The organism is Streptomyces sp. STAM6 (assembly GCF_054963715.1).
Genome location: NZ_JBUEFZ010000017.1, coordinates 117,368 through 131,009, shown reverse-complemented (window position 1 = coordinate 131,009; position 13,642 = coordinate 117,368). Strand labels below are relative to the sequence as shown.

Sequence of the window (13,642 nt, the reverse complement as noted above, 5' to 3'; positions counted from 1 at the left end):
GTGCCTGGAACGCGGCCCGGACCTGATCCCGGCCCTGCTCGGCGTCCTCAAGTCCGGCGCCGGCTATCTGCCGCTCGACCCGGCCAACCCGGCCGACCGGCTCGCCTACGTGGTGGGCGACGCCGGAGCGCGCGTCGTCGTCACCCACTCCCCGCTGCTGCCGCTCGTCGGCTCCGTCCACGACGGCACCACCGTCGTCCTGGACCGCGAGGACCTGTCCGTCCACGCCGACGACGACCCCGAGCACCTGTCGGGACCGGACAACACGGTCTACGTCATCTACACCTCGGGCTCCACCGGCCGCCCCAAGGGCGTCACCGTCACCCACGCCAATGTGGCGCGGCTGATGTCCACGCTGCGGGAGCGGTACGCCTACGGGCCGGCGGACGTGTGGACCATGTTCCACAGCTACGCCTTCGACTTCTCCGTCTTCGAGATGTGGGGCGCCCTCCTCCACGGCGGCACCCTCGTCGTCGTCCCCGGCGAAGTGACCCGCTCGCCCGACGACTTCCTCGACCTGCTCGCCGAGCGGGGCGTGACCGTCCTCAGCCAGACCCCTACCGCCTTCCGCGCCCTGGTCGCGGCGGCCGCCGGAGGCGACGAACGCACCGGCCGTCTCGCCCTGCGCAGTGTGGTCTTCGGCGGCGAGAAACTGGAACTCGGCGAGATCCGCCCCTGGGCGGACCGGCTGGGCCTCGAAGCGCCCGTCCTGACCAACATGTACGGGATCACCGAGACGACCGTCCACACCACCCGGCACGACCTGACCGCCGCCGACCTGGCGCACGCGACCGCCAGCCCCGTCGGACGCCCCCTCGCCGACCTGTCCGTGCACCTCCTCGACGCGTACGGCGAACTCGTGCCCGTCGGAGTGCCCGGCGAGATCCACGTCGGCGGCCCCGGTGTCGCCCGCGGCTATCTGCACCGCCCGGAGCTCACCGCCGAGCGGTTCGTGCCCGACCCGTTCGGCCCGCCCGGATCCCGCCTCTACAGGTCGGGCGACCTGGCCCGCCGCAACGCCGACGGCAGCCTGGACTTCCTCGGCCGCATCGACCACCAGGTCAAGATCCGCGGCTACCGCGTCGAACTCGGCGAGATCGAGGCCGCGCTCACCGCCCACCCCGGCGTCCGTGACGCCGTCGTCGTCGCCCGCGAGGACACCCCCGGCGACAAGCGGCTCGTCGCCTACTGCGTCGCCGCGCCCGGCACGGCCCTTCCCACCGGCGCGGAACTCGCCACCCATTGCGGCGGCACGCTGCCCGCCTACATGGTGCCGTCCGCGTTCGTCGCCCTGGACGCCGTGCCGCTCACCGCCAACGGCAAGCTCGACCAGCGCGCCCTGCCCGCTCCCGACCAGGACGCCTTCGCCCGTTCCGCGTACGCAGCCCCGCGCACCCCGGCGGAGGAACGGATCGCCGCCGTCTGGCGCGACGTCCTCGGCGTGGACCGGATCGGCGTGCACGACAGCTTCTTCGACCTCGGCGGTGACTCCATCCGGGCCGTCGCCCTCGTCGGCGCCCTGCGCGAGGAGCGGCTCGACGTCTCGGTCGGTGACGTCTTCACCCACCGCACCGTCGCCGGGCTGGGCGCACTCCTCGCCACCCGTGCCGGTCTGGCCGAGGACGACCGACTGGTCGAACCCTTCGCGCTGATCTCCGCCGAGGACCGGGCGAAGCTCCCCGACGGCCTCGCGGACGCCTACCCGATGTCCCAGGTGCAGACCGGCATGGTCGTGGAGATGCTGAGCGGCGGCGACGCCTACCGCAGCTTCATCTCCTACCGGATCTCCGACCACCACCCCTTCTCACCCGAAGCCCTGCGCACGGCCGCCCGCATCGTCGTCGCCCGCCACGAGATGCTGCGCACCTCCTTCGACCTGCACTCCTGCACCCGGCCCGTGCAGCTGGTGCACGCCGACGTCGACGTGCCGGTCACCGTCCACCACGTGCCCAGCACCGCGACCGGGGCCGACGGCACACCCGGCGAGGAACTGCTGGCCCTGTTGCGCACCGAGCGCGACGCGGACTTCGACCTCGGCAGCGCGCCCCTGCTGCGCATCGCCGCCTACACCGCCGCCGACCCCGCCGACCCCGCCGACCCCGCCGACGACGGCTGGTGGCTGTCGATCGCCCGCCCGCACGCCATCACCGAGGGCTGGAGCCACAACTGGCTGCTGTCCGAACTGATCGGCGCCTACCGCCGGCTGCGCGGCGGCCTGGAACCGGAGCCGTACCAGGCCCCCGCCGTCCGCTACGCCGACCACATCGCCGCCGAACTGGCCTCCCTCGACTCCGAGGAGGACGCCGGCTACTGGCGCGGCATCGTCGACACCCACGCGCCCTTCACCCTGCCCGACGGCTGGCACCGCGAGGACGGCCCGGGGGAGAGCTACGACCTGCGGGTCCACCTCGACGACATCGAGGACTCACTGCGCGCCCTGGCCACCCGGCTGCGGGTCTCCGTCAAGAGCGTCCTGCTCGCCGCGCACGTCAAGGTCATGAGCCGGCTCACCGAGGCCCCCGCGTTCCACGTCGGCCTCGTCTGCGACGCCCGCCCCGAGATCCGCGGCGCGGACCGGGTGTACGGCATGCACCTGAACACCGTGCCCTTCCCGGCCGACCGCTCCGCCCGCACCTGGCGCGAGCTGATCACCCAGGTCTTCGACCGCGAGGCCGAACTGTGGCCGCACCGCCGCTACCCCTTCCCCGCCATGCAGCGCGAATGGCGCGGCGGCCGGCTCGTCACCGTCGCCTTCAACTACGTCGACCTGCCGCGCGACGAGCGCGCCGACAGCGAGGACGGCGCCCGTGCCGACGCCCGGTTCGGCGTCTCCCAGACCGAGTTCGACATCACCCTGCACTGCCGCGGCAACCGCATGAACCTCACCACCAGCACGGCCGTCCTCAGCCGCGCCGACGGTGAACGGCTGCGCGGCATGTACCGGGCCGTCCTGGAGGCCATGGCCGCCGACGCGGACGGCGACGCCCACGCCGTCCTGCTCCCCGAAGGCGAACGGCGGCTGCTGCTCGACGAGCTGACCGCCACCGCCCGCACACCCGCCGACCTCTCCGTACCCGAGGAGTTCCAGCGCCTCGCGGCCCGCACCCCGGATGCCGTCGCGGTCGCCGCCGACGGCACGGAGATCACCTACGGGGAACTCGACGCCCGGGCCAACCGGCTCGCCCGCCGGCTGCGTGAACTCGGCGTCGGACCCGAGGTCCTGGTCGGCATCTGCCTGGAGCGCTCACCGGAGCTCGTCCTCGCCGTCCTCGCCGTCCTGAAGGCGGGCGGCGCCTACCTGCCGCTCGACCCCGAAGCGCCCGCCGAGCGCCTCGGCTTCATGGTCGAGGACGCCGCCGCCCGCTTCCTGCTGACCCGCCGCGACCTGGTGGACGCGGTGCACCGCACCGACGACGTCACCACCCTCCTGCTGGACGACGAACGGCAGTGGGCCCACCTGCCGGGCACCGACCCGGGACCCACCGCCGCCCCGGACAACCTCGCCTACGTCATCTACACCTCCGGTTCCACCGGACGGCCCAAGGGCGCGATGGTCCGCCGCGACGGCATGGGCAACCACCTCCTCGCGAAGATCGAGGACCTCGGCCTCGGCGCCGGCGACAGCCTCGTCCTCAACGCCCCGCCGGCCTTCGACATCTCGGTCTGGCAGATGCTGGCCGCCCTCGTCACCGGCGGACGTGTCCGCGTCGTCGACGGCGAGACCGCGCTCGACCCCCAGGCACTCTTCGGCCGCGTCGCCGCCGAGAGGATCACCGTCCTGGAGGTCGTCCCCTCGCTCCTGCGCACCGCCCTGGACTTCTGGGACGCCGGAGCGCCCGCGCCCGCACTGCCCCACCTGCGGTGGCTGGTCGTCACCGGCGAGGTGCTGCCGCCCGAGCTGTGCACCCGCTGGCTCGCCCGCCACCCGCACGTCCCGCTGGTCAACGCCTACGGCCCGACCGAGTGCTCCGACGACATCACCCACGCCGTCCTCACCGGCCCGGAAGCCGGCGAGGGCCGCGTACCGATCGGCGCGCCCGTCCGCAACACCCGACTGTACGTCCTCGACGCGGACCTCCGGCCGGTGCCCGTCGGCGTCCCGGGGGAGCTGTACGCCGGCGGCGCCGGCGTCGGCCGCGGCTACCTCGGCCGGCCGGGACTGACCGCCGAACGGTTCGTCCCCGACCCCTTCGGCCCCGCCGGGGCACGGCTCTACCGCACCGGGGACCTGGCCGCCTGGCGCCCCGACCACAGCCTGGACTTCCTCGGCCGCATCGACGACCAGGTGAAGGTCCGCGGCCACCGCATCGAACTCGGCGAGATCGAGACCGCGTTCGCCGCCCACCCCGCCGTACGCCAGGCCGTCGTGGTCGTCCGCGACGAGCGCCTCGTCGGCTACTACACCGTCCTCGACGGGCACCGGGCCGCACCGGAGGAGCTGCGCGACCTGCTCGGTCGCACCCTGCCCGAGTACATGCTGCCCGCGGCGTTCGTCCTGCTGGACACCATCCCGCTCACACCGAACGGCAAGGTCGACAGGCGTGCCCTGCCCGCACCCGGCGACGACGCCTTCGTCCGCGGGGAGTACGTGGCACCGCGCACCGAGGACGAGCGGCGCATGGCGGAGATCTGGCGGCAGGCGCTCGGCATCGACCGCGTCGGCGTCCGGGACGGCTTCTTCGACCTGGGCGGCGACTCCATCCGGGCCGTCGCCCTGGTGGGCGCCCTGCGCGCGGAAGGTGTCGACATCGCTGTCCGCGACGTCCTGGAGGCGCGCACCGTCGAACGGCTCTGCGAGCTCGTCGCCGGCCGCGACCACCTCACGCCCGCGGACCGGTCCTTCGTGGCGCCGTTCGCGCTGATCTCCGCCGAGGACCGGGCGAAGCTCCCGGACGGCCTCACCGACGCCTACCCGCTGGGCCGCACCCAGCTCGGCATGCTCATCGAGATGATCGACAGCGACCGGAACCCGTACCACATCATCAACACCTTCCGGGTCGTCGACGACAAGCCGCTGGACCCCGCCGCGCTGCGGGCCGCGGCAGCCGTCCTGGCCGACCGCCACGAGGTGCTGCGGACCTCCTTCCACCTCACCGGCTACTCGACGCCGCTGCAGCTGGTGCACGCGGTCGCCGAGATCCCCGTCCACGTCCACGACGTCCGCGGCCTCGGCGAGGACGAACTCACCGCCGCCCGCTTCGCGCTCCTGCGGGAGCAGCGCGCCGAGACCTTCGACGTGGAGCGGGCCCCGCTGTTCCGGATCGTCGCCCACGACGAGAGCGACGAGGCCTGGTGGGTGACCTTCACCCAGTCCCACGCCATCACCGAGGGCTGGAGCTACCACCAGCTCCTGGTGGAACTCCTCGACTGCTACCGGTCACTGAGGGACGGGAACGAGCCCGGCCGCTACGAACTCCCCGAGGTCCGGTTCGCCGACGCGATCAGCGCCGAGCTGGCCTCCCTCGCCTCGCCCGACGACCAGGCCTACTGGCGGCGGATCACCACCGGGTACGCCCCGGTGACGCTGCCCGCCGAGTGGGCCGGCGAGACCGACGAACTGCTGTACCACGAGGTGCCGTTCGAGGACCTCGGCGACCGGCTCAGGGAACTGGCGGCGGGCGCCCGGGTGTCGATGAAGAGCGTCCTGCTCGCCGCGCACATGAAGGTGCTCGGCCAGCTCACCGACGAGCCCGCCTACCACGCCGGACTCGTCGTCGACACCCGCCCCGAGGCCGTGGGCGCCGACCGGGTGCTCGGCATGTACCTCAACACCCTGCCCTTCGCCGTCGACCGCACCGCCCGCAGCTGGCGCGAACTCGTCAGCCAGGTCTACGACCGCGAGGTCGAACTGTGGCCGCACCGCCGCTACCCCATGCCTGTCGTCCAGCACGAATGGGGCGGCGGCCGGCTCATCAACGTCTACTTCAACTACATCGACTTCCACCAGGTCGACACCGACCGGGTCGCCAACGAGACCCGCATGACCAGCGCGACCAACGAATTCGACCTCACCGTCTTCAACCGCGGCGACCGGCTCTACGTCAACACCCGGGACAACGTCATGACCCGGGCCCACGCCGAGCGTCTCGCCGGCATGTACCGCGCCGTGCTGGAGGCGATGGCCGCCGACGCCGACGGAGACGCACGGGCCCCCCGCCTGCCCGCGGGGGAGCGGGAGCAGCTCCTCGAACAGGCCACCGCCGCGGCCGGGACGACGGCAGGCGGCCGCACCGCCGTCCGGGACTGCGTCCACGAGCTGTTCCAGCGGCAGGCGGCCCGGACCCCCGAAGCGGTCGCGGTCGTCGCCGGCGGCACCACCTTGTCGTACACCGAGGTCGAGGCCCGGGCCAACCGGCTGGCCCACCGGCTGCGGGCGCTCGGCGCGGGACCCGAGCGGCTCGTCGGCGTCTGCCTGCCGCGGGGCGCCGACCTCGTCCCCACCCTGCTGGGTGTCCTCAAGTCCGGTGCCGCCTATCTGCCGCTCGACCCCGCCAATCCGGCCGACCGGCTCGCCTACGTTCTGGCCGACGCCGGAGCCCCGCTCGTGGTCACCGATTCGGACACCCTCCCGCTCGTCGAGCCCCTCCACGACGGCCCGCTCGTGGTTCTGGACCGGGACCGCGCGGCACTGGCCGCCGAGCCCGCGACCGCCCCCGAGCCGCTCACCGGCCCGGACAACGCGATCTACGTCATCTACACCTCCGGGTCCACCGGCCGTCCCAAGGGCGTCACCCTCACCCACGCCAACGTCGTCCGCCTGATGGCCACCGCCCAGGAGCACTACGCCTTCGACGAGGCCGACGTGTGGTCGATGTCCCACTCGTACGCCTTCGACGTGTCCGTCTTCGAGATGTGGGGCGCCCTCCTCCACGGCGGCACCCTCGTCGTCGTCCCCGGCGAAGTGACCCGCTCGCCCGACGACTTCCTGGACCTGCTCGTCGAGCACGAGGTGACGGTCCTCAGCCAGACGCCCTCCGCCTTCCGCGCCCTGGTGGCGGCGGCCGCCGACGGCGACCGGCGCGTGAGGCGGCTGTCCCTGCGGGCCGTCGTATTCGCCGGCGAGAAGCTGGAGATCGGCGAACTGCGGCCGTGGACCGAGCGGCTGGGCCTCGGCCGGGTCGCCCTGGTCAACATGTACGGCATCACCGAGACCACCGTGCACACCACCTACCACCGGATCACCCGGCGCGACCTCGAGGACCGCTCCGGAAACCCGATCGGCCGCCCGCTCAGCGACCTGACCGTCCACCTCCTCGACGCCCACGGCAACCTCGTGCCGACCGGCTCACGCGGCGAGATCCACGTCGGCGGCCCCGGTGTCGCCCGCGGCTATCTCAACCGCCCGGAACTCACCGCCGAACGTTTCGTGCCCGACCCGTTCGGCCCGCCCGGATCCCGCCTCTACAAGTCGGGCGACCTCGCGCGCCGGCGGCCCGACGGCAGCCTGGACTTCCTCGGCCGCGCCGACGACCAGGTCAAGATCCGCGGCTACCGCGTCGAACTCGGCGAGATCGAGGCCGCGCTCGCCGCCCACCCCGGCGTCCGCGACGCGATCGTCGTCGCCCGCGAGGACTCCCCGGGGGACAAGCGGCTCGTCGGCTACCTGGTGCCGTCCGGCACGGCGGCCCCCGAACCGGCCGAACTGCGCGAACTGCTCGGCCGCACCCTGCCCGACTACATGGTCCCCGCCGCCTACCAGGTCATCGAACGCGTCCCGCTCACCCCCAACGGCAAGCTCGACAAGCGGGCCCTGCCCGCGCCCGGCCGCACCGCCTTCGCCCGCGCGCCCTACGTGGCGCCGCGCACCCCCGTCGAGGAACGGATCACCGGCATCTGGCGGGACGCGCTCGGCGTGGAACGCGTCGGCGTCCAGGACGGCTTCTTCGACCTGGGCGGCGACTCCATCAAAGCGGTCATGGTCGTCGGGGGGATGCGCCCGGCCGGAGTCGACGTCACCGCCCGCGAAGTGCTGGAGCACCAGACCGTCGCGGCCCTGTGCGCCCTGGCCGCCGGACGGACCGGCACCACCCCGCGGGTGACCGCCGTGGAGCCGTTCGCGCTGCTGAGCGACGCCGACCGCGCCCTCGTTCCCGACGACGTCACCGACGCCTACCCGCTCACCCAGACCCAGACCGGCATGCTCGTCGAGATGCTCGCCGGTGACGGCCCGCGCGCCTACCACCGCGTCTCGTCGATGCGCGTCGGCCCCGAGGAGCCCTTCTCCCGCGAGCCGTTCCAGCGCGCCCTCGCGGAGCTGATCGGCCGGCACGAGGCCCTGCGCACCTCCGTGGACACCCGGACCTACTCCGTCCCCGTCCAGCTGGTGCACGCCACCGCCGGGGTGCCACTGCGGGTCGTCGACCTCACCGGCGCCGACGAGGACGAGCGCGACCGGACCGTGCGGGAGCTGATCGACGCCGAGAGCCGCACCCTCCTGCCCCACGACACCGCCCCGCTGCTGCGCCTGGCGGTCCACCGCTTCGCCGACGGCGGCTGGCAGCTCACCGTCACCCAGTCCCACCTGATCATCGACGGCTGGTCGTTCGCGCTGTTCCGCGGCGAACTGCTGGAGCTCTACCGGGCCTTCCGCGACGGCCTCCCCCTGCCGCCGTACGAGGCGCCGGGCGTGCGGTTCGCCGACACCGTCGCCGCCGAACTCCGGGCCCTCGACTCCGAGGAGGACCGCGCCCACTGGCGGGACGTGGTCGAGCGGCACACCCGCTTCACCCTGCCGGACGGCTGGGGCGACGACCCAGGCGCCCCGCGCCGCACCCACCGCTTCACCGTACCGCTGGACACCCTCCGGCCCGGGCTGCGCGAACTCGCCTCCGCCGCCGGCGCGCCGCTCAAGAGCGTCCTGCTCGCCGCGCACCTCACCGTGCTCGGCCGGCTGACCCCCGAACGCCATTTCCATGCGGGCCTGGTCACCCACTGCCGCCCGGAGGCCCCGGGTGCCGAGCGGGTCTACGGCACACACCTCAACACCCTGCCGTTCCCGGCCGGGCCGGCCGCCCCCACCTGGCGCGGCCTCGTCCGCCAGGTCCTCGAACGGGAACTGGAGATGTGGCCGCACCGCCACTACCCGATGCCCGCGATCCAGCACGCCTTCGCCGGCGGCTCCCGGCTCGTCGACGTCTACTTCAGCTACGAGGACTTCGACACCCCCGGCAGCGGGCCCGCCGCCCTGCGTGCCGCCGCCGCCCAGGGCTTCAGCCACGACGAGTTCCCCTTCACGGTCACCGCACACGACACCGACCTCGTCCTGGACCTCGACGGCCGCACCGTCGGCCGGGCGGGCGGCGAGCGCATCGCCGCCCTGTACCGGGAGGTGCTCGCGGCGATGGCCGCCGACCCCGACGGTGACGCCCGGGCGGCGGTGCTGGCCGCCGGTGAGCGCGAGAAGCTGCTCACCACCTGGGCGGCCCACCCCGGCCGGCAGCCCGCGTGGACGCCGCTGGACCGGTTCGAGGAGTGGGCGGTCAGGACACCGGACGCACCCGCGGTGATCGTGGACGGCGAGCCGGTGCCGTACGCCGAACTGGACGCCAGGGCGAACCGGATCGCGCACCGGCTGCGCGCCGAGGGCGCCGGGACCGAGTCGGTCGTCGGCCTGCTCCTCGGCCGGGGCGCCGACTTCCTGGCCGGGCTGCTCGGTACCTGGAAGGCGGGCGCCGCCTACCTCCCGCTGGACCCGTCCCTCCCGGCCGAACGGCTGACGTACACGCTCGCCGACGCGGGCGCCGCGGTGGTGCTGACCGACACGGCCGCCGGCGACGCCTGGGAGTTCGACGGGCCGCGCGTCCTGCTCGACCGCGAGCGCGAGACGATCGCCGCACAGCCCGGCACCGCGCCCGTACGCCACCGGGACCCCGACACCCTCGCCTACGTCGTCCACACCTCCGGCTCGACCGGCCGGCCCAAGGGCGTCCAGGTCACCCACCGGGGGCTGGCGAACTTCCTCGACCACGCCCTCGACCAGTACCTGGCGGGCGGCACACGGGGGTCGGCCCTCGTCTCCTCGACCGCCTTCGACATGACCGTCGCCAGCCTCCTCGCCCCGCTGGCCGGCGGAGCGCCCGTGCACGTCTTCCCGCACGGCCGGGAGCCGGGCGAACTCGGCGCCTGGCTGACCGCGCACGGGCCGTTCGACTTCATCGAGCTCACACCCGGACACCTGGAGCTGATCCACGGACAGCTGGACGGGCCGGTCCCGCTGGTCCGCACCCTCGTGGTGGGCGGCGAGGCGGTCGCTCCACGACACGTGGAGCAGGCGCGGGCCCTCGTCGGCGACGGCCGGGTCCTCAACTCCTACGGACCGACCGAGGCCACCGTGGCCAGCCACGAGTTCACCGCGGGCACGGGCACGGTCGTGGGCACGGACGGCGGGTCGGTGCCGATCGGCCGGCCGCTGCCGAACACGACCGGCTACGTCCTCGACCACCTCCTGCGGCCCGTCCCGCACGGCGTCACCGGCGAGCTGTACATCGGCGGCGCCGGCGTCGCCCGCGGCTACCTGGGCCGGCCGGACCTGACCGCCGACAGGTTCGTGCCCGACCCGTACGGCCCGCCCGGGGCGCGCCTGTACCGCACCGGCGACCAGGTCCGGTTCCTGCCGGACGGGAACGTGGACTTCCTCGGGCGCGGCGACGGTCAGGTCAAGATCCGCGGCCACCGCGTCGAACTCGGCGAGATCGAGACGGCCCTGGCCGCCGTGCCGGGCGTCAGCGACGCCCGGGTGGTGCTCCACCGGGGTACCACCGGCGACGGGCGGCTCCACGCGTACCTCGTGGGCGCCGCCGTCCCCGAGCCGGCCGCCCTGCGGGACGCACTGGCCAGGAACCTGCCGGAGTACATGGTCCCGGCCGCCTTCACCGCCCTGGACGCCCTGCCGCTCGACGCCAACGGCAAGCTGGACCGGCACCGGCTGCCCTCGCCGGACGACACCTCCTTCGCCCGGAGCGCGTACGAGACTCCGGCCACACCCACCGAGGAGTGGCTGGCCGGAGTCTGGGGGCGGGTGCTGGACGTCGAACACGTCGGCCGCACCGACCGCTTCTTCGCCCTCGGCGGCCACTCCATCCTGGTCTTCCGGGTCATCGCCGAGGCCCGCAGGGCGGACCTGCCCCTGTCGCTGCTGATGATCTACCGGGACGACAGTGTGGCGGCGGTGGCCGCCGCGATCGACGAGGCGGCCGCCGCACAGCGCGCCGCGAAGGCCCCGGAGTCCGAACGGCCGGCGCGGTCCGGCGCGTCCGGGAAGGGGCGGACGGACACGGCGTACGACCTGGTGGCCGGGAACGTCCCTGGCGCGAGCCTCGCGGTGATCGACGGCGGGGAGCTGGTCGCCGTCGAGCACCACGGCGTACGCGCCGCCGGTACCTCCGACCCGGTCACCTCCGACACCCTCTTCCAGGTCGGCTCGCTCAGCAAGCTGATCACCGCGGTCGGCACCGTACGGCTCGCGGAGCAGGGCGCACTGGACCTCGACGAGGACATCTCCGGTCATCTGCGGCAGTGGAACGTGCCGGACGGCGCGGTGATCTCGCTGCGCGGGCTGCTCGGGCACATGGCCGGCCTCGCACCGACCCCGAGCCCGGGACAGCCCCGTGGCGAGGAGGTGGCCGACCTGCCCGGCCTGCTGCACGGCAGGCATCCGGAGCTGCACCCGGCGGTCCGTGCCGAACTGGCCCCGGGCACGGTCTTCCGCAAGGCCAACGTCCACTTCTCGGTGGTGCAGCAGGTGTTGACGGACGCCACCGGTGAACCCTTCGACGACCTGATGCGACGGCTCGTGCTCGACCCGTTCGCCATGACGGCCAGCAGCTTCGACCAGTCCTTCCCCGAACGTTCGGGCCGCCCGGCCGCGTCGGGGCACGACGAGAACGGCCGGCCGGTGCCGGGCGGCTGGCGCCTGTGGCCCGACACGGCGGCCGCCGGTCTGTGGACGACGGCCACCGACATGGCCAAGGCGCTGCTGGAGATCCGCCGTGCCCGCCTCGGCAGGCCCCTGGCCGTGCTCGGCCGGGACGCGGCCCGGCAACTGCTCACGCCCCAGCACCCGCACAGTGGCTACGGGCTCGGCACCGTGGTCGACGACCTCGGCGACGACGTGCAGTTCGGTCACGGCGGCGCGGGCGGCGGCTACCACGCCCTGGCCATGTGCCGCGTCGAGGCGGGCACCGGCTTCGTCGTCCTCACCAACGGCGACGCGGGCGCGGACGTGGCCAGGCGCTGTGTGCGGCTGCTCGAGCCCGGGCGGTCCGCGGGCCGGACGCCGTGAGCGCCGTGAGCGGGCCGGACGTCGCGTCCGGCCCGCGCCGGCCCGTCCCGCCACTGCGCAGGAACCGTGACTTCCTGCTGCTGTGGCTGGGCGCCGGTGTCTCCGTCCTCGGCGACCGGGCGGCGACCGTCGCCTTCCCGCTGCTGATGGTCTGGTACGGCGGATCCACCACCGACGCCGGTCTCGTGGGCTTCGCCGGACTCCTCCCGATGCTGCTGGTCCAGCTGCCGGCCGGCGTCGTCGTGGACCGTCTCGACCGCCGCCGCACCATGATCGTCTGCGACCTGGCCGGGCTGCTGGCCATGGCCAGCGTCGCGGTGGCCCTGTGGCACGGCACCCTGTGGCTGCCGCACATGCTGGCCGTCGCGTTCGTGGAAGGGACCGCCGCCATCTTCTACCGGCTCTCCGAGCGGGCGGCGGTCCGCAACGTCGTCGACGAGAGCCAGCTGTCCGCGGCCCTCTCCCAGAACGAGGCGAGGGCACGGGCGGCGGGCCTCCTCGGCCAGCCGCTGGGCAGCGCGCTGTACGGGGCGGCGAAGTGGTCCCCCTTCCTCTTCGCCGCCGCCGGTCATCTCGCCGCTCTGGTCAGCCTGGTGATGATCCGCAGGAAGTTCCAGGCCGAACGGGCCCCGGACACACCGTGGCGGTTGCGGGCGGAGATCGCCGAGGGTTTCGCCTGGCTGTGGGGGCAGCGGTTCCTGCGGGCCGCGATCTCGTTGGTCGCCGTCACCAACGTCCTGTTCCAGGCGCTCTCGCTGGCCCTGGTGCTCATCATCAAGGAAAGCGGTGGGTCGCCCGCCACGATCGGACTGATCGGGCTGGTGTCCGGCATCGGCGGCATCGCCGGAGCCCTCACCGGTTCGCAGTTCGTCCGGCGGACGAACCCCGGCACCGTGATGATCTCGATCTTCGCGGTCTGGGCGGCGCTGATGCCGCTCGTCGCCCTGACCTCGAACGTGTTCCTGCTGGCATCACTGTTCGCCGGCACCTCCTTCGCCGGGGCGATCCTCAACGTGATGGCCGGGGTCTACCAGGTGCGGATCACCCCGGACGGGATGCAGGGCAGGGTCGGGGCCGTCGCGGGTCTGCTCGGTTCCGGCGCCAGTTCGCTCGGTGCCCTCGCGGGCGGATTCGCGCTGAGCGCCGCCGGGTCGACCACGACGGTGCTCGCGGTCGCGGCCGTGATGCTGGCGACCCTGGCGGCCGCCGCCCTGACCCCGGCGGTGCGGGGCGCGCGCCGCCCGGACGACTCGCCGCCGGACCCGGCACCCTCCGGCACCGAGCCCGGCCACACTTCCGGACCGCCCGATTCCGGCCCGGCCCAGCAGCCGAGATAACCGCTCTATAGCCGCAGTATCGGCC

2 protein-coding genes are annotated in these 13,642 nt (G+C 73.9%); both read left to right on the top strand.

Translation table 11 applies throughout. The features are described from left to right. Nucleotides 1-4 precede the first annotated feature (4 nt). Entirely contained in the window at nt 5-12,280 is a 12,276-nt protein-coding gene (locus tag ACY34K_RS20775; protein ID WP_462749190.1) for an amino acid adenylation domain-containing protein, read from the top strand. After that, nucleotides 12,277-13,617: an MFS transporter gene (locus tag ACY34K_RS20770; RefSeq protein WP_462749187.1), complete on the top strand. Its 1,341-nt coding sequence runs from the start codon at nt 12,277-12,279 to the stop codon at nt 13,615-13,617. Before ACY34K_RS20775 ends, ACY34K_RS20770 begins: the two co-directional genes overlap by 4 nt. Nucleotides 13,618-13,642 lie beyond the last annotated feature (25 nt).